General features: G+C 37.5%; 20 protein-coding genes and 1 pseudogene. 5 read left to right on the forward strand and 16 right to left on the reverse strand.

What is annotated here, in order from left to right; genetic code table 11:
• Positions 1-345 precede the first annotated feature (345 nt).
• The 7 genes from NYQ66_RS02580 to NYQ66_RS02610 form a co-directional block, all read right to left on the reverse strand.
• Positions 346-738: a nucleotidyltransferase substrate binding protein gene (locus tag NYQ66_RS02580; RefSeq protein WP_259866535.1), complete on the reverse strand. Its 393-nt coding sequence runs from the start codon at positions 736-738 to the stop codon at positions 346-348.
• The gene (locus NYQ66_RS02585) at positions 714-1,019 is read right to left on the reverse strand and encodes a nucleotidyltransferase family protein (RefSeq protein ID WP_259866537.1); all 306 of its coding nucleotides are present in this window, start codon (positions 1,017-1,019) and stop codon (positions 714-716) included. Before NYQ66_RS02585 ends, NYQ66_RS02580 begins: the two co-directional genes overlap by 25 nt.
• 139 nt (positions 1,020-1,158) lie before the next feature.
• Positions 1,159-1,758 carry an ABC-2 transporter permease gene (locus tag NYQ66_RS02590; protein ID WP_259866977.1) on the reverse strand — a complete coding sequence of 200 codons (600 nt, stop codon included), beginning with the start codon at positions 1,756-1,758 and terminating at the stop codon, positions 1,159-1,161.
• A gap of 24 nt (positions 1,759-1,782) precedes the next feature.
• Positions 1,783-2,448, reverse strand: coding sequence for an ABC-2 transporter permease (locus tag NYQ66_RS02595; protein WP_259866539.1), 666 nt, complete (start codon positions 2,446-2,448; stop codon positions 1,783-1,785).
• 31 nt (positions 2,449-2,479) lie between these two features.
• On the reverse strand, positions 2,480-3,322 hold the full coding sequence (locus tag NYQ66_RS02600; RefSeq protein ID WP_259866541.1) for an ABC transporter ATP-binding protein: 843 nt from the start codon (positions 3,320-3,322) through the stop codon (positions 2,480-2,482).
• Positions 3,323-3,324: 2 nt separating this feature from the next.
• Positions 3,325-3,702: a GntR family transcriptional regulator gene (locus NYQ66_RS02605; RefSeq protein ID WP_259866543.1), complete on the reverse strand. Its 378-nt coding sequence runs from the start codon at positions 3,700-3,702 to the stop codon at positions 3,325-3,327.
• A 229-nt stretch (positions 3,703-3,931) separates the two neighbouring features.
• Positions 3,932-5,494 (reverse strand): putative glycoside hydrolase, encoded by a 1,563-nt coding sequence (locus NYQ66_RS02610; protein ID WP_311202001.1) that lies wholly within the window; start codon positions 5,492-5,494, stop codon positions 3,932-3,934.
• A gap of 338 nt (positions 5,495-5,832) precedes the next feature.
• Here NYQ66_RS02610 and NYQ66_RS02615 point away from each other — a divergent pair, with 338 nt between their 5' ends.
• Complete coding sequence (locus tag NYQ66_RS02615) at positions 5,833-5,928, forward strand: YjcZ family sporulation protein (RefSeq protein ID WP_259866545.1); 96 nt, start codon at positions 5,833-5,835, stop codon at positions 5,926-5,928.
• A gap of 225 nt (positions 5,929-6,153) precedes the next feature.
• On the opposite strand, the gene NYQ66_RS02620 is transcribed toward NYQ66_RS02615, so the two are convergent.
• Entirely contained in the window at positions 6,154-7,056 is a 903-nt protein-coding gene (locus tag NYQ66_RS02620) for a vanadium-dependent haloperoxidase (protein ID WP_259866548.1), read from the reverse strand.
• A 232-nt stretch (positions 7,057-7,288) separates the two neighbouring features.
• Here NYQ66_RS02620 and NYQ66_RS02625 point away from each other — a divergent pair, with 232 nt between their 5' ends.
• Positions 7,289-8,203, forward strand: coding sequence for a hypothetical protein (locus NYQ66_RS02625; protein ID WP_259866550.1), 915 nt, complete (start codon positions 7,289-7,291; stop codon positions 8,201-8,203).
• An 81-nt stretch (positions 8,204-8,284) separates the two neighbouring features.
• On the opposite strand, the gene NYQ66_RS02630 is transcribed toward NYQ66_RS02625, so the two are convergent.
• From NYQ66_RS02630 to NYQ66_RS02645, 4 genes are all read right to left on the reverse strand, one after another.
• Positions 8,285-8,713: an SMI1/KNR4 family protein gene (locus NYQ66_RS02630; protein ID WP_259866552.1), complete on the reverse strand. Its 429-nt coding sequence runs from the start codon at positions 8,711-8,713 to the stop codon at positions 8,285-8,287.
• 37 nt (positions 8,714-8,750) lie between these two features.
• A complete protein-coding gene (locus NYQ66_RS02635) occupies positions 8,751-9,308 on the reverse strand; it encodes a hypothetical protein (protein ID WP_259866554.1) in 558 nt (185 codons plus the stop codon).
• Between the two features lie 546 nt (positions 9,309-9,854).
• Positions 9,855-9,986, reverse strand: a complete 132-nt coding sequence (locus tag NYQ66_RS02640; RefSeq protein WP_259866556.1) for a hypothetical protein — start codon at positions 9,984-9,986, stop codon at positions 9,855-9,857.
• Positions 9,987-10,176: 190 nt separating this feature from the next.
• Positions 10,177-11,874: an Ig-like domain-containing protein gene (locus NYQ66_RS02645; RefSeq protein WP_259866558.1), complete on the reverse strand. Its 1,698-nt coding sequence runs from the start codon at positions 11,872-11,874 to the stop codon at positions 10,177-10,179.
• 423 nt (positions 11,875-12,297) lie between these two features.
• Here NYQ66_RS02645 and NYQ66_RS02650 point away from each other — a divergent pair.
• Positions 12,298-12,495: pseudogene (locus tag NYQ66_RS02650) on the forward strand (aldo/keto reductase); the annotation flags it as partial.
• 65 nt (positions 12,496-12,560) lie between these two features.
• On the opposite strand, the gene NYQ66_RS02655 reads toward NYQ66_RS02650, so the two are convergent.
• The 3 genes from NYQ66_RS02655 to NYQ66_RS02665 are packed head-to-tail and all read right to left on the reverse strand — an operon-like array spanning position 12,561 to position 13,606.
• Positions 12,561-12,740, reverse strand: coding sequence for a hypothetical protein (locus NYQ66_RS02655; protein WP_259866560.1), 180 nt, complete (start codon positions 12,738-12,740; stop codon positions 12,561-12,563).
• Entirely contained in the window at positions 12,697-12,975 is a 279-nt protein-coding gene (locus tag NYQ66_RS02660; RefSeq protein WP_259866562.1) for an RNA polymerase sigma factor, read from the reverse strand. The genes NYQ66_RS02655 and NYQ66_RS02660 overlap by 44 nt, the downstream gene beginning before the upstream one ends.
• Positions 12,976-13,015: 40 nt before the next feature.
• Positions 13,016-13,606 carry a TetR/AcrR family transcriptional regulator gene (locus NYQ66_RS02665; RefSeq protein ID WP_259866564.1) on the reverse strand — a complete coding sequence of 197 codons (591 nt, stop codon included), beginning with the start codon at positions 13,604-13,606 and terminating at the stop codon, positions 13,016-13,018.
• A gap of 217 nt (positions 13,607-13,823) precedes the next feature.
• On the opposite strand from NYQ66_RS02665, the gene NYQ66_RS02670 reads away from it, so the two are divergent.
• Positions 13,824-15,287: a DHA2 family efflux MFS transporter permease subunit gene (locus tag NYQ66_RS02670; protein WP_407652038.1), complete on the forward strand. Its 1,464-nt coding sequence runs from the start codon at positions 13,824-13,826 to the stop codon at positions 15,285-15,287.
• 219 nt (positions 15,288-15,506) lie between these two features.
• The gene (locus tag NYQ66_RS02675) at positions 15,507-16,430 is read left to right on the forward strand and encodes an aldo/keto reductase (protein ID WP_259866566.1); all 924 of its coding nucleotides are present in this window, start codon (positions 15,507-15,509) and stop codon (positions 16,428-16,430) included.
• A gap of 101 nt (positions 16,431-16,531) precedes the next feature.
• Here the strand turns inward: NYQ66_RS02675 and NYQ66_RS02680 are convergent, their stop codons facing one another.
• Positions 16,532-17,110, reverse strand: coding sequence for a TetR/AcrR family transcriptional regulator (locus NYQ66_RS02680; protein WP_259866568.1), 579 nt, complete (start codon positions 17,108-17,110; stop codon positions 16,532-16,534).
• Between the last annotated feature and the right edge of the window lie 10 nt (positions 17,111-17,120).

Genomic DNA, 17,120 nt, shown 5'->3' on the forward strand with positions numbered 1-17,120 from the left:
TTTACAGTATGTATCTTCAAGGAGAATATTAATAAAACTAAAATCTACGACCTTAGATATCGCTTTTAGGATATGATTATCAGGAATTTTATTGTATAATACAGAATGAAAACTAAATTGCTTTGGCTGTTGTCGAAGCATAAAAAAGACCCCCTAATGGTTTTGGTATCAGCGTACTAATTATACCATTTAGAGGGTCTTTTTTATTTGAAAGTGATAAAAAATATTAAATTCTAATGTGTTTTATGAATTAGGGGTAAGTCGTAGACTTTTTCACTGGTCTCGGACGGTTCTCCTGTACACGTTTTAAAAGTGTGCACAGGAGAACCGTCCCCGTGTTTCCTCTCATATTCTTTTTTTCATCCGTTCGATCATAGTGACTAACAGCTCATAATATTGTTTCAAACCGGCGTGTATCTTAATAGCTACTTCCTCATTGTATGTATGTACGTTTAGGTTTCGATCATTGACCATTTGAATACCTTTTATCGTTTCTTCCTCAGAAAGAATATTGTTCTCCCTCAAATTTCTGATTACACCTTTAGGCGATGCAGTATCAACGCCCTCGATATCATACAAATATTGCTTGGCAGCTTTCCAACATGCCTCAAATGAAAATTCAAACCTTTGGATTGATGCGTCTCTTTCCACTTGATTTGGGTTTTCAAGAACAACGAGTTCATGAAAGGAAGCTAATGCATTTTCGGCTGAACTTATTCTTTGTTTGAGTCTTTCCATAGAATTCCCTCCCTTATTACATTTTGCTTTAGTTCTTTACTAGCATGTTCCAAATTAACCAACTCCACATGATAGGGAATAGTCGATTCTTCCACGCGATCCACCAATTCGATCCACTTGTAGGGAGAGAGCTTCTTTACTGGTTCCAAGGCTATATCAATATCAGAACTCGTTTTTTCTTCCTCACGTGCCCATGACCCGAAAAGATAAACTCTAACATCTTCATGATCAAACACATTAAAAATAATACGTTGAAGCTGATTTAATATCTCCTCTCTCATAAACACCACTCTCCCTTCTTTTCCTTTATTATAGCATTGCGCACAGTAGATTTTAACATTTATATTGTAAACACAGGGACGGTTCTCCTGTACACGTTTTAAAAGTGTGAACAGGAGAACCGTCCCCGTGTTTCCATTCTCAAATTACATCTTTGTTGTCATATATTCGCATGGTGTACAAGCTGGATAAAACAAAGATAATTAGTACGATCCCCACAAACAAAAGAGCTCCTTGGAGTGATGGAATGATCGAAGCTATGTTTGATTCAAACAATACGCCTGTCAAATGACACACTGGAATAACAAGTATGGTAAATCGATATACAAATGCAGGAAATCGATAATAAATGTGTAAAAGTAGTAGCAATAAGACCAGGCTAACCGCTAAAGATGAAAGGATAACTTTTAATGCAAGAAAAGTATGATTTGTAACATATGATTGCATGGCAATGGTCATTCCCCATTGATAAATCGCTATGATGACCGCATTACTGAAAAGAAATATGTACTTGCTAACAATAACGTGCTTCTTTGACATCGGGAGACTAACATAGAACTGGTTAACGTGGTTCGCACTGGCATTATAAAATACATAGAGTGCGAACAAACCGTGATACCAAAATAATAGATAATAGAGGAATAATTCACTATTGATCCATATCGCCAACGGATACAAAAAGAAGAAAAGGAGCGGCATCCAACCATAGATTTGAAAATCCGTTTTTACTAACTGGTACATAAGTTTCAAGTTGAAATTTCCTCCTTAATCTAGGCTTTTATTTTTCCGAACAAGTTGAACAGATATCACGATCGAGATCACGTACATGCTCAAGCCAATGAGCAAGATTACGACAGGTGATAGCGGGAACAGCTCTCTAAACCAAGTCATCACCTTATCATTAAATTTCCAGTTCTCCTCCGTATCCGGAAGATTTGTACTAACAAAAATAAATCCTATAGTCAGTAAGCCCATCACTCCACTTATTACATGTACAATAATCGCTCCACGAAATCCATACATAAAAGGGATACTAATTGCAAAAGCAGCCAAAACAACGCTAAAAGCAAGGCATATATCTTGCCAACCATAAATCGTAGAACCATAGACCATATAAAAGATATCATCTGGTTTTAGAGAAGTAATCGCAGCTATTCCCCAGGCAAAGAGTAACAAGCAAACGGACGCGATCAGTATATACAGATATCGAGTTACAATTAAACACATCTTCCCTATAGGCAAACTCAATAAATAATAGTGCACTTTATTTTTATTTTCATCGGCAAACATAATATGTGGTAATTGAAGTGCAAATATAAAATAGTAAATGAGAACTGGATAATGACCTAAACTAACAATGAAAAAGATCAAGCATGTGCCTGCAATTTGTCTGCGTGTTAAGAGAAAATCTCTATAGAGTAATTGTTTCATAGATATTGCACATCCCTCCTCATGACTGAGCTTACCGTTTTAACATAAAATACATAATATCTTCAAGAGTCGCTTTTTCAATTAAAACTCGATCCTCAAACCCATCAAACAGAGAAAGATTGCCCGTGAATAATCCACTAAACCCTTGATCAGTCTGGCGAATACCTTCAAACATTTTTTGAATATCAGGGTCTAAATCTTCATTCTTCCCTTTCACGATGTGAAACGTTTCTTTTATTTCTTCCATGCTTTTTTGAAAAACAATTCCACCATTCTTAATAAATACGATATAATCCGCAATTTGGTCTAAATCTGTGGTGATATGCGTTGAGAAAAAGATCGTACGGTTTTCATCCGTCATTAGCTCCTGTAACAAGTCGATCAATTCTCTTCGAAAGACTGGATCAAGTCCGGCGGTCGGTTCATCCATGATGATGAATTCGGGATTATGGGATAGTGCAAATAATAAGGAACATTTCATTTTCATCCCTTTAGAAAACTTCTTTAGCTTTTTTGTTGTAGGCAAACCAAATTTCGATTGATACTTCCAAAACAAAGTTGGATCCCATGTATCGTAAAGTGGAGCAATAAACGATCGCATCTTATCTATCGTGAAGTTTTCATACATGTACAAATCATCATAAACAAAGCCAATTCGTTGTTTTGCTTTCGTATCCATATCTTGACCGAAAACTTTTATTTCTCCTTGATCGGCCTTCCACACATCCATCATCATTCGGATGGTCGACGTTTTGCCACTACCGTTTGGACCAATAAATCCTGTTATATATCCCTTAGGTACCGTGAAAGACAATTTATTAATAGAAAAATCATCCATTTTTTTACTTACTTGCTTCATTTCAACCGTATTCATATCTACCTATCCCCCTCAAAAAAAATCTCGATCCTCTCCAGTAATTCCTGTTTAGTTAATCCTAACTTTTTTGCCTCTAACACCACTTCTTCCAGCTGATTTTCAAATTCTCGAATCTGCCATTCTCGTAATACATGCGGTTGCTGCCCCGCCACAAAGGTCCCTTTTCCTACTGCAGAAAATAAAAACCCCTCTTGTTCCAGTTCTTCATAGACTCGTTTTGTCGTAATCACACTTACCTTCAACTCTTTCGCCAACACTCTCATGGAAGGTAACGCATCGCCTTCCTTTAGCTCGCCGTTGTATATATGTTGCTTAATCTGTTCTTTTATTTGCTTGTATAGTGGTTCCTTACTCGTTGTAGACACAAGAATATTCATGTGATCTCCTCAATCTCAAAATTGTATATCTATACTATATACAATAATAACAATTATTGTCAATAATCATACTTAAAAAATGCAACCCTCCTTCTGTCTAACAAAAGAGGAAACAGGGGGACGGTTCTTCTGTTTCCATTTTCAAAAATCCCCCCCAAAAAAAACGCCTGTCTCCTCCTGTGATTAATAAAAACTCATAGGAAGAGACAGGCGTTTCGGTTGATAATCTTTACTTTAAGGGCGTATAATCTACTCCTTCTGAATACTTATTACTCGCATTCCAAAGAAGGAATTCCTCTACCCCTTGCTCATGTAAGGCTCTAATTTGATCTTCGACTTGTTTCTTACCATAGGAAATGTAGTTCCCTGAACCTAACCACGATGCCGTGAAATCTTGGATCCATGGCCGTGAAATCGGTGGTTTTTCTAACTGGGCTAGCTTTTCTTTTTCCGCTTTAATGTATTCTTTCACTAAGCGATATGGTTCTGTATCTGGTTGTGGAATGTTAAAATAACCAGGTCCCCAGTGACTTGGGTAGATCATGGATGAGATGACATCGACATGTTCACTAATTTTCAAAAAGTTTTGTCCGATCCCAGGCGCCTCTGGTATCGTTGCGGTATAACCAAATATATCGACCGACACGTTAACTCCTAAAGGATCTAATTCTTTTTTTGCATATTCCACAAAGTCAGTCACCGCATCAACACGCAGTTGAACCATTTTTTCTTTCTCTGTTAGAACAGGCTTTTCTGGTATATTATTGCTATGTTCATCTAACTTTTCTTTCGCCTCATCCAAAGCCTTTTCTGCTTCTTTCATTTCACTTGTTTCCTTCTCATTTGATTCATTATCGGATTCACCATCAGCTTGATTTTCAGTCAAAACGGTATATTCATTTAGCGCATTATTATATGCCGCTTCTAGTGTTGTTTTTGTTGCTTCAAACTGTTTCATTTCTTCCTTATGTTCCTTTTCTAACTGCGTAAGTTTAGATGGTTTGCGGTCTTTATAGTCTCCCAAATCATATTGGAGAATATCGTCTTTGTTTTCAAATCCTTCTGGAAAGCGCACATAATCAAATTGAATTTCTTTAAATCCTAACTTGGCAGCAGACTTTGCTACCTCCACATTATATTCCCACACTTCAGGTAAAAACGGATTAACAAAAGCTTCCCCACGACCATTTTTCCAAACTTGGCCATCACTTGTAAGATAGGATAGGTTCGGTTGGTTTTCTGCTAAAACAGTGTCTTTAAAAACGACCAGTCGTGCGATTGGGTAGATATTACTGTCGTTTAATTTTTCCATTAGATTTTCCGGATCCTTAATAAAAGGCTCACTGAACTCGTCGTATTCTTCCATTTTATACGTTATATTTCCATAGTCCTCTTTTACATCTATAACCATCGTATTTAAGTCAGTGGTATTTATCATGTCCATTAATGGATCTAGACGACTTCCACCTGCAGAGTGGGCGGTCACATGTATTCCCCTAATAGGCTCTGGATAGGTGTATTTTGGTTTATCTTGGTTCGTTTCATCCTCTTGGTCTACAGCTTGTTCTGTATCATCCGTATTTTCTTCCGTTTCTAATGAATCCTCTTTAGTTGAGTCGTCTTTGGAAGGTTCGTCCTTCTGTACGAGTTCTACTTTTTTGCGCACAGGGGTGTTGGGTTCCACTGATTCTTCTTCATCAGAAGTGGTTTCACTCGTACAACCAGATTGTAAGATCACAATAGCTACCAACAGACTACAGATCACTTGTAAATAAAACGGCTTTTTCGTCACATACCTTTCCCCTCTCCGTTTTCTCCTAAATCCTTTATTCCTTATCTGAATTACTTCTATGTTGCCATGCCCCTCTTTCAGAAAAACATCCTTACTCTATTTGTATTAATATTTTCTGTAACTAGACATGAAAACTGCTAAAATCTTAACCGTGAACACAGGGACGGTTCTCCTGCTTACTTTTTGCTTTTGTGCACACGAGAACCGTCCCTACGTTTCCACATGTTTCTTAAAAATGGACACAATGGAAACTTGGTTCTTGTGTGAAAGTCCAATCTAAATTTAGTAAATAACATAATCTTAATATGAACCTATTAATTTAGTTAAGGAGGGGTTATATGAGTTGTGAACAACCTACAAACTATGGATCGAGCTTTGTTTTAATCGTTGTCTTATTTATCTTGTTAATCATAGTTGGCGCTTCTTTCTATTAAATTCCGCACATCCTCCTGTATAGCAACATCTGGGAAGTACTTTAAATAGAGCACTTCCCCCCTCTGTTATAGTAATTTCGCATTTAGATCAAAAAATAAACGAAGAGACAATTACGTAATAAAAGTAATTGTCTCTTCATCATTTTACAAACAGTATTTTACTGAGCAATACACACGATATGAAAATTCCGTTGGCATGCTAAAAGGGGATTTTTCACGTCTCTTTTAGAAAAAAAGCTTTGGTTTTGGAAGATGATCACGATCGTTATCTTGTTTACTAATTACATGCTGCAATACCAAAGATTGACATGAGGTATCATATTCATAAGGAATGACCTGTTCATAAGGCGGTGGATTAAGCTCTGCATCCTTAAATTGTCGATAAGGTGTATCCGTAATGCTTCCACGGTTATTTTTTTCTTTACTTATTTCACGCACAACAATATTTCCTATTTGCCGTCCAAGTCGTAGACCTTCCTTGTTATCTGATGGAAAATGTACGCCTCCATATAATCTCGACGTTGCATTCTCTTCTGCAAGCTTATGGAGCTTTTTATGTTCTGTTGGAAAGAAATAGCTTAATATTATTTCAGCAGCTCCTGATACAACCGCATGACCTGATGGATAACTTGGATGCACAGGTGTACAGATAATTGTAGCTAAGTTTTGATCGATCTGGTTTGGTCGTGCTACCTGCCATTTATATTTTAAAGACCACGCTACTACAAATGCATCATTTAAACCCGCATACAATGCCGCTAAAATCCTACTAGCTCTTGGTGCTTCTACACTATAAGAGTCAATTAATCTATCCACGATTGGTGTCCACTGTTTGGTCGGTGGACCAGCACCCCAATATATCGCTTTGTTTATTTCGTCTTCATTAATATTCTCTTGAGCACGTTGGACTACTTTTAATTCCTTTTCAAAATCAATTGTATTTGGATCTTTTATTGCTAGTCTTATCGGTCGTCCATCTAATGTTTCAAATCCACCCTTTTCATCATGCTGGATAAAATAAGTTCTCCACGAACCTGCAAAAGGTTCAATCGGATTATTAGGAGGTCTTGTCTCACCTGCATAGGGTATATCTGTCCAGCGTTTATAACTTTCATCATGATCTACCATATTCTTCACCAAATTTCCGTTTTCTTCATCTTATTCATCCATAAAAAGAATGTATAGGCCATCATAATGCATTTGGAAACATGGGGACGGTTCTTCCGTTTCCATTTTCAGTTTTATTATATTCGTGCACACGAGAACCGTCCCCATGTTTCCACCCTTGTTTCCAACTCGAATAAGCAGGATAAGATTGGAAAAGATACACCTAAATGAATCTATAAAGGTGTGTGGTATAGTGAGTAGAAAAATGATGGGTAGTTTGCTATTAGCTGTCGCATGTTTATTTATAACTAGTGTAGATGTGCATACTGTTTCAAGAGATAGTTCTGCTCGTGAGGACGTAGAAGAGTTGGATGCTGAACGGAACAAAATAGGAAAATTGTTCAAAGGCATTCAAGCTTTTTTTGATCATAATGAACGCGAACGTATAGGTCTTGCCTACGATGAGGAGAGAAAAATTGTAACAATTGAATACAAAAAGGATAAGATTAAAGAAAAATATGAGAAGAAAATAACTGCAGAAATCGATGCACTAGTTGATAAAATTGGTCTAGATAAAGTAGATGTTCAATGGGGAAAATCGCTTGGTGAAACACCACCTCCAGTGGAACAGGAACGTATGAACAGACATAATAAGATTTTTGACAAAATCCAATCCTCTTTAGAAAAAGAAGGTTATAGAATGGATGGTGTCTCTTTGTCCAGTAAACGTTTAACAGTTCAAATCGATGTAACGGAGTCCATCTTTGAAAAAGAAAAGAATAAGATCATAGCCATCATTAAACGTGTTGTTGAAAAGGATGCAGAAGAAGAATTCAACATTGAAGTAACGCGTAAAACGGAGAAAGAAAAGGCTTTAGAAAAATGGTACCCCATTATTGATACTGTAAAACAATTAGTAGAAATGAAGTTTGAAGAATATCGTGGTTTTGCTTTTTCTTTTCATCCTGAACCATCCCAAATCATTATTGAAACAAACTTAGAAAAACCATCCTGGAAGTGGAAATGGTTGTCTGATTCGAATAAAAAAGCAAAAGAGATAGAAAGTTATGTGGATGAAGTGATTCAAGTTAAATTGGAAGAATTACAAGTAAATAGTGTTCCCTATGAGATTGTGGTTAGAGGGAAGGACAATAATAGATTGAATTGATGGAATTGATATTATATTAAAAAGTAGCTGTTACCTTGGTCAAGAGAACGGCTACTTTTTTCAAATCTACGAGATGTCTCCTTATCTATCCCATTCCCAAAACGAACATCCTTGACAAATAATAAAACGTTCTAGCCATGTAGAAAAATCAATGGGTAATCTATCAAAGTCGTCTTCAAAATTCAGAAAATCACCAATCCACATATAGTTTTCCTTTGTCTCCGTATCATATTGACACACGATCCAAAGGCCATCCATCCCAGTTCCGATCGGGATAAAATATTCTGGGCACTCCCACAAATCTATATGCTCGATCATTTCATTAACTGAGAATAAATGCGTGCCACCACCGTTGATTGGGTGTTCAAATAAATCTGCACCGTTATGTTTAGATAAGAGTAAAATTAATTCTGCTGGTGTATAGGACGGCAATCGCTCTAAGTCCTGATTTCTAGCTGGAACGTAAAAACGAAACATCTCTTCTTCTAAATAACCATCTTCTCTTTGCACCAACAACTTCCCCTGGCTCAGTCGTTTTTTTAACGTATCAAAGGCCTTCATCTTCTTCATATCTTTCGTTTTCTTTTTCATCTAAATACAGTAGTATATCAGGATTCATAACAAGAAAAGACGGTACTTCCCAACTTCTTAAAGTAGGCGTATTCCCTCCATCAAATTGTAGGTCATCCAAAATCTGCATGTGAGCAATGCTGCAATTCTCAAATCCCTCACTAGTTAAATGAACGCCATCATAGTCCTTTGATAGTTTTTCAAAATCTATAAAGATAGAACCTTCTATTCTTAATGGATAGTTAACGATCAGGTTAACGAAATCTGTATAAGTGTTAATTGTATAGATTTTTGCGTCCTCTGTTATCCTGTAAATACTATAATAAGGACGACTATGATATTTGATCATATCGGGATTATTGTAAATAAAATGCAACCATGGCGAAGGATAATCATCATCCGTCATATACTCACTTAACCAATATCCTCCTTGTGGTCGAAAAACTGTAGAATACCCTGTTTCTTCATTATATACCTCTGCAAAAAGATCCCGCATAAATCGATCCCCACTATGTACTTGCAACGGTATAGTCATTTTATTATCGCTCCTTCGTCAACAACATATGTAAAATAAAAGTTTACAAACTCACAATCCCCCAAAAGCCTTATCAAGTTCTTACTCCTTCCTTTTCAAGCGCTGCTAATAAAGTCTCTTTTGTTACTTCCTCTCTATCAGAACACCCTGAAATGATGAGCACCACTCCAAATAATATGATTGCTATAAATCTTTTCATATTACACCTCAGTTTAGTTTCTGTAATAGCTATAATGAACTTTTATTTATATAAATTTACTTTAGCATAAAATTCCAATAATATTATGGACTAAAGAAAATAAACGTATCTCTGACTAACAGTTTATAAAATCCTATGAGATATATTCATTACTTTATCAATCACCAAAAAGTAACGAAACTTCTACAAAACAAATTGCTATCGCGACTAAATCAAGACCCAAGTGGAGTTATCACTTGGGTCTTCTCGCTTCAATCATAGTCCATTGCAATACGGAAAATGCAGTTCAACTTCCCCTCTACTTTTTTTTGTCCAAACGAAGTTCACCGATGATGCATTTAGGGGCTTCATAAACCGTCACAATCTATGCCTTTGAATAAGACTAACTTTATTTCCTCATCTAAACAGAATGGATCGCCTTCTTGAAGCCAACTATCATTAGCTTTTAACTGGTTATTTACACCAATTACCTCGGTCACCTAAACCATACGTCCTCCTTCGATCTCCTTTTAATGTGTGTTACATATATTCAAAAAAATAGTGACCTATTCGCTACCCGTACTGTTACGTCGTACTCGACGACATATAACGGTACGGGTAGCAAAAAGGACACTCTAAACAAAATATCGTAAGTGCTATAAAAGTCACACAATTGGTCTCTATGTTAATTTAGTTCGTAATACTCCTGATCGTCTCTTTCCCTGCTTCCATCATCTCATTCGCTTGCTCTTCGGTAAGTTTACCTGGTTTTACAAAGTTTTGAACTTGTTTGTTAAAGTTCTCCACCATTTGGACAGCTTGTGCAGTTTTGTCATGTTTCGAATTTGCCAGAAAATCTTCAGCCTTCTCTAGTTTCTTCATCAGTGCATTTTTATTGCCATGTACAATGTCCAGGCCTGTAACCGTGCCCTTCAGGTCTGAAATACGGTTTCTGTATTCAACAGTAACCGTGGCTACCGCCTTCTCAACAGTCCCCTCTATCGTACCTTCTACTGTAAAGGCACCTGGTCCTTCGTTACCATAGCTCTCTTCATCAACCGCATCCCAAACAACTGCTCTTTCTTCTGAAACAACCCCTGTTGCGCTATAATTGACATCTACAACGACTGTTTCAGGTAGAGTAGGAGCAACCCTAGACACTGTTTCCACTTCTACATCTGATACACCTCTAATTTTACTCTTAGTGAATAACCAGTCGATCAGCATGCCACGCTCTGGGTGTACGTATTCATTATAAACTGGGAGCCAAACCGCATGCCCATCAAAAACGTGGCCATTATACGGAGGGTCATCCAGTCTATTTTCCGGTAGGATCGTCAATAAGGAGTCGTTCCAATATTGTCCGTACGTTTCGTCATTACCGACAACAAGATCCAATAAAAAGTCGTCTTCATCAACGAAAGTCCAAAGCGGCAAATAAGCTACTGCTTTAGCATTTTCCACACTATCAGGTCCTCCTGCAGGACAAAGAGGTGCAGCTGCTGCCGCAAAGCCAGGATATGTCTTTAAAAAGGTCCAAGTCGAAGCTCCACCCATGGAGAATCCTGTGATATAAACACGGTTCGGGTCAACTTTTCCATCCGCGATCATTTGATCAATAACTGCTTTTACTTTGTGCATATCATCCGGTGTGTTAGCATTACGAGGTGCTAGCACATGACTAGGATATTTTTCCTGATTCTCAGGATTTGCCCACACAGTACCACCGTTACTAAATCGGATCGGAGTATAGACATCGTTACCTTGTCCACCACCGTGGAAGAAAACGACAAGAGGCAACGGTTCCTCTGCTTCTTCGTTATAAAAATAACTGTATTCAAGCCCGTTGTAGTCTGCATATCTATATTGGTCAAGAACAGGACTGACAACACCTGTCTGCGTAAATGCCTCAGGCACAATGGAAGATCCGTCCACATAGTCTATTTGGTCACCTTGATACGTAATCGTGTACGTTGCATCGTAGGTATATCCACCATCTTCCGTGGATCCACCATCACCCCAACCAACATCCGGAAAATCAATAACGATATATCGTCCAGTGTCAGTTGATGAACCAACATCATTCACGTCACTTGTATAAACATCGATAACCTCGCGGGGACCATCATACCCCACAACACTCGGATCGACTTTTCTTGTTGTAATCACCTGTACATCAAAATCAGAAATGGACAGTGAGGAGCTATTTACCTCTTTTCCTGCATCAATAATGACGGCATCCGTACGCTCGGAAAATGAGAAGTTTTCATTTTTGAGAATAAACGGTAAAGTAGTTTCCGTGTTTTCATCCGCTGCAAAGACTGAAGGTACGTTTAATATAGTGAAAAAGCATAACACAAAAATCACAACCAATCGTTTTTTGAACATTATACACGAACTCCCTTCTGTAATGTAAGCGCTTTAAAAATACTTTCCATAAACTAGCCATACAATCTAGTTTTCCACCTCCCTTTTTAATAGATTAAGTATAACAAACATAATTTGGTAAAATTGTCGATCCGTGTATGTTCGATAACCCTTCTGGAACTAGCTAGAACACGTTTGAAAGTAGAAAATTGCAACAAAAGTCCTCCTCTGCGCGCCGCTTTCCGGATACCCATATTGCTTTCTCTACCGTAACTAATCGCACTCGTGGTGCCTGATTCTTACGTTTATCCCAAATTTCTATTCATGAAAATACTAGGCCAAACACAGTTAAACTAGTTAAAATAAATAGGGAATCATTGTACTTGGTTGTTTAATTTTCAAAAAAGGGTTCCTTTGACCCCCTTTAAGACACCGAAGCCATTTATTACGATCCAGCATTGGTCACCTTTGCAGTTTGGCTTTTTAGAAGGGGTATTCCTCGGAAACGAAAAGTACCCGGTATTGAACAAAGAAATTGATGCGGTTTTTGCAAAATATGGTGTATCCAATACAACAATTGCTATCGCGTGGTTACTACGCCACCCTGCGAACATGCAGCCAGTATTCGGAACAATGAATCTCAAGTAGCTATTACTATTTCATAAAAAAAAGCACCTTTGCTCTGGTGCTTCTCTCTTAAACCTATCCTACTCATAATCAAAATCAATATGGTCACTATACGTACCATTCCAATTATCTATCCACTCTGCTTCCGACATATCAGATTGAATTTCCTCAAATGTCTTTCCGTCCAATGAGTGTGCGTGATTTGCAGCAACGTCTTTATTTAAAACAGGAGTGGAAAAACCACCAATCACTTCTTTCATTGCCACCGTTAAAATGATGCATTTTATCATACGCACGCAAGAATGTATCTTGTAATAAATCCTTTGCTACATCGTGCTCGCCAATCATAAAAAAGATATAGTTGTACACATCATTACTATGATCATGATACCCAGTATGAAATTGTTGTCTTTCAACGTCTTGCTCCAATCCCTCATCTAACTTATGAAGTAAAGATAAGATTTCCATGTTGCAATGCAATACTTGTAAATCCATTGGAATATACCAACCCCAGGCGTCCGTTCCCATCACTAACTTATCTGTTTCTAATCGTATAAAATTGTTTTGCTAAATAAGCAGGTGTGTACGGCATATCTCTTCTTAACCAAGAGGTAATCGTACCAATCAGCGCAGCTGAATCGTACCAGATTAAGATATCCTTCTGTATGCGATCTCTATGGTCAACGATGTGCACCTTCTCCTTTTTTTCTACACTGGAAACAATCTTGTCTGTTAAAAATGTTTGCAACTGATCATAAAAGACAGGAATCCGTTTAGAAGCAAGGATTGTTTTATAAAAGGTGCTATTTGTTGCTATATGCTTTAACAGGTCTTCCATAATGGCACAATAATCGTCTTCGGTATATGGACGGACTCTATTCGATGACGATTGTCGCAATACAGTCGACATCTCCTCTATCATTTCTCCTGCCATTTTTTCTAACATATCTGGGATATCGCGATAATGTAAGTAAAAGGTAACACGATTAATGGTTGCTCGTTGTGCCAATCGATTAACTGAAATCTTATCAATATCTATTTCCTGCAATAAACTTATTAACGCCTCCCGAAGCAATTGCCTTGTCCGAATAACCCGTGGATCCGTAGTCTGTTTTTTATTCTCCATGGTCAACCTCACCTTTTAAACAACATTTTTTATTTCTGTGTAAATCTTTTACTAGTAAAACAACACAAATATATTATGTGTAAACTAATATACATTTTCATCAAAATTGTAACTTGTATTCGATACTTATAGTACCTATAATTTTATTTATGCTCTGTAAATTATACTACATTGTGTAAATTAGTTTAGCAAGACATTGGGGAAGGATGACGATAGTTTGAGCGCGAATTCATTTACAAATAACCAATCGATAAAAAAAGCACCTATATTAATCGTTATGATCTTAGGCGCTTTCTTTACTATTTTCAATCAAACAACCATGACAATAGCTTTGCCAACATTCATGAACGAGTTTAGTATTGATGCTGCAACAGGACAATGGCTCACAACAGGGTATATGTTGGTCAACGGCGTCTTAATTCCTGTAACAGGGTTTTTAATGAAACGATTTACAACCCGACAGTTATTTCAGACATCCATGATTATTTTTCTCACTGGGACAATCATATCGGCTGTTGCTACCAACTTCCCAATCTTATTAACAGGACGTCTGATCCAAGCAGCATCCACCGGTATTACCATGCCATTACTGATGAATGTCGTTTTATCTCTATATCCTCCACACAAACGCGGTACAGCAATGGGGACAATTGGTCTAGCCATTATATTTGCTCCTGCAATTGGACCGACACTTACTGGATATGTGCTCGATGTTTATCCTTGGCAAGTACTGTTTTACGGGATGATCCCATTTATTTTAATTATCATTATTTGTGGCTTTTTCTTTCTGAAAAATGTGTCAGAAACAAAAAAATCAAAATTAGATGTCATAAGCTTAGTTCTATCTACACTCGGATTTGGTTCCCTTCTATTCGGTTTTAGTGAAGCAGGAAATGAAGGTTGGGCACATATAGAGGTAATTTTCTCCATTGTCTTAGGAGTTGTTACACTTGGCTTATTTGTTCGAAGACAGATTATTTCTAACGATCCGTTCCTTGATCTTCGGGCATTCAAATTCAACATGTATACCTTAACAACTATTATCAATTGTGTCATTACCATGGTCATGTACGCAGATATGATTTTGTTACCATTATATCTTCAAAATGCTCGTGGGTTCACAGCTTTAGAAGCTGGGCTTTTAATGCTACCTGGCGCTTTATTAATGGGGCTTCTAAGTCCACTAGTTGGAAAATTATTTGATCGCTATGGCGCTAAATGGCTTACCATTCTAGGAATTGTGATCATTCTGATGACCACGTACACGTTCACCAATTTAACGGATGCTACGAGCTATACGTATTTAATTCTCATGTACGCAGGCAGAAGAATCGGAATGGCGTTATTTCTAATGCCACTACAAACAGCCGGATTAAATCAACTACCAGCTAGTCTAAATGCACATGGTACTGCCATTTCCAATACAGCTAGACAAGTAGCTGGTGCCATTGGAACATCGTTGCTTGTCACTATTATGACAACGAGAACAAAAGATCATTTACAAGAAATGGTGGCAGCTTCGGCTGAAGGGACGAAAGAACACTTACTGATGGAAGCTTCCATCCAAGGAATTAGTGATGCCTATGTCATGATCCTTGTCATAGGCGTGATAAGTCTACTTCTTTCCATTTTTATAAAACGGGTAGAGCAAGCTCCAGAAGAAAGTATTGCAAAACAATAGCATATAAAATAACCGGACTGTTGAAAGAGAATGTCAGACACTGTCCATGGAAGATTTCTACGTTTGGTGCTTGACATTTTCTAGATGCGAAGCGAGGTTCACCCTAGTAGCATCCAGTCACATGAAAAGATTTCCACTATAAACTTTGATATAATTGATTTGGTTTAGCTCATTATCACAAAAAAGAAGACTAATTATTTCCAGAAGGAGACGAGCAGGATGAGAACAATGAAGCTTGGTACAAGTGAACTAGAAGTGCCTGTTGTTGCAGTTGGTTGTATGCGAATTGATTCCCTTAACAAAAATGAGGCGGAAAGCTTTGTCCAGACAGCATTAGAAAATGGTGCAAACTTTTTTGATCACGCCGATCTTTATGGGGCAGGTAAATGTGAGGAGATATTTGCTGACGCTGTTCATATGAATGATGATGTCCGAGAAAAAATCATTCTTCAGTCTAAATGCGGTATTCGCCCTGATGTAAGCACATTCGATTTTTCCAAGGAACATATTTTAAATTCAGTTGATAAAATCCTAAAGCGTCTAAAAACAGATTATCTGGATGTATTCCTTCTCCATCGTCCAGACGCACTTATGGAGCCTGAAGAGGTTGCAGAAGCCTTCGATATTCTTGAAAGCGCAGGGAAAGTAAGGAATTTCGGGGTTTCCAATCAAAATCCAATGCAGATGGAGCTTTTAAGAAAATACATGAAACAACCGATCGTTGCGAACCAACTTCAATTAAGTATTACAAACACAACGATGATCTCAAGCGGTATCAATGTCAATATGACAAATGAATCTGCAGTAAATCGCGATGGCAGTGTGCTTGATTATTGCAGGTTAAACGATATTACGATCCAGCCTTGGTCCCCTTTCCAGTACGGCTTTTTTGAAGGGGTATTCCTCGGAAACGAAAAGTTCCCGGAATTGAACAAAGAAATTGATGCGGTTGCTGCAAAATATGGTGTCTCCAATACAACAATTGCTATTGCGTGGTTACTACGACACCCAGCGAACATGCAACCTGTCATTGGAACGATGAATGAAGAACGATTAGTAGACTGTATCAAAGCAAGCGAAGTTCACCTTACTCGTGAAGAATGGTATAGCATCTATCGCGCGGCGGGGAATATACTGCCTTAATTTTAAGATGGAAACAGGGGGACGGTTCTCCTGTACACAGAAATGGAATAAAACGGTAAACGGAAACAGGAGAACCTTCCCCCTGTTTCCGTTTATTCGTTCTACTGCATCCTGAATGGATCATGAATTGATATGATCATGAACAATTGCTTGTTTAACTCTGTAATAGATGTTTTGTATTCTTGTCGATGCCATTCTATTAAGATGCCTAGGATTGCATTTGTTTGATAGCTAATTAAGTAGTCTACTTTTAACTCATGTTGCGCCGCTAGCAGACCTTCTTCTATAGAATCCCGCATAAATGTTCTGACCGTGTCGAACAGGAGATAATAGTACATCATTGGAATCCGTTCATCAAAAATTATTTGATAAAAATCTTGATATTTTTTTACATGATGAAAAATTTTGATCATGTCTGCCGTAATATCTTTAATTTTATAGTTTGTCTTGTAATAAGGTTCTTCATAGGATTTTCTCAGATCTTCTACAATAACATCTAAATACTCCTTAAACACCTCATGCACATCTTTATAATGCAGATAAAATGTACCTCGATTTATTTGTGCTAACCGACATAGTTCTGCAATAGAAATAGTTTCGATCGACTTCGTTTTAAGTAAACTTATTAAAGCATGACGCAAACTTTCCTTTGTTTTTATAATACGCAAATCTTTTTTCAAAATATTTCAC

It is taken from the genome of Aquibacillus koreensis (assembly GCF_025154055.1).
Lineage (GTDB): Bacteria > Bacillota > Bacilli > Bacillales > Amphibacillaceae > Aquibacillus_C > Aquibacillus_C koreensis.

What these genes read in the sequence shown, in the direction of transcription:
- NYQ66_RS02580 (WP_259866535.1), bottom strand. Translation starts at nt 738, where the DNA reads ATGGAAAGACTCAAACAAAGAATAAGTTCAGCCGAAAATGCATTAGCT.
- NYQ66_RS02585 (WP_259866537.1), bottom strand. Translation starts at nt 1,019, where the DNA reads ATGAGAGAGGAGATATTAAATCAGCTTCAACGTATTATTTTTAATGTG.
- NYQ66_RS02590 (WP_259866977.1), bottom strand. Translation starts at nt 1,758, where the DNA reads ATGTACCAGTTAGTAAAAACGGATTTTCAAATCTATGGTTGGATGCCG.
- NYQ66_RS02595 (WP_259866539.1), bottom strand. Translation starts at nt 2,448, where the DNA reads ATGAAACAATTACTCTATAGAGATTTTCTCTTAACACGCAGACAAATT.
- NYQ66_RS02600 (WP_259866541.1), bottom strand. Translation starts at nt 3,322, where the DNA reads ATGAATACGGTTGAAATGAAGCAAGTAAGTAAAAAAATGGATGATTTT.
- NYQ66_RS02605 (WP_259866543.1), bottom strand. Translation starts at nt 3,702, where the DNA reads ATGAATATTCTTGTGTCTACAACGAGTAAGGAACCACTATACAAGCAA.
- NYQ66_RS02615 (WP_259866545.1), top strand. Translation starts at nt 5,833, where the DNA reads ATGAGTTGTGAACAACCTACAAACTATGGATCGAGCTTTGTTTTAATC.
- NYQ66_RS02620 (WP_259866548.1), bottom strand. Translation starts at nt 7,056, where the DNA reads ATGGTAGATCATGATGAAAGTTATAAACGCTGGACAGATATACCCTAT.
- NYQ66_RS02635 (WP_259866554.1), bottom strand. Translation starts at nt 9,308, where the DNA reads ATGACTATACCGTTGCAAGTACATAGTGGGGATCGATTTATGCGGGAT.
- NYQ66_RS02645 (WP_259866558.1), bottom strand. Translation starts at nt 11,874, where the DNA reads ATGTTCAAAAAACGATTGGTTGTGATTTTTGTGTTATGCTTTTTCACT.
- NYQ66_RS02655 (WP_259866560.1), bottom strand. Translation starts at nt 12,740, where the DNA reads ATGAAAGAAGTGATTGGTGGTTTTTCCACTCCTGTTTTAAATAAAGAC.
- NYQ66_RS02660 (WP_259866562.1), bottom strand. Translation starts at nt 12,975, where the DNA reads ATGGATTTACAAGTATTGCATTGCAACATGGAAATCTTATCTTTACTT.
- NYQ66_RS02665 (WP_259866564.1), bottom strand. Translation starts at nt 13,606, where the DNA reads ATGGAGAATAAAAAACAGACTACGGATCCACGGGTTATTCGGACAAGG.
- NYQ66_RS02675 (WP_259866566.1), top strand. Translation starts at nt 15,507, where the DNA reads ATGAGAACAATGAAGCTTGGTACAAGTGAACTAGAAGTGCCTGTTGTT.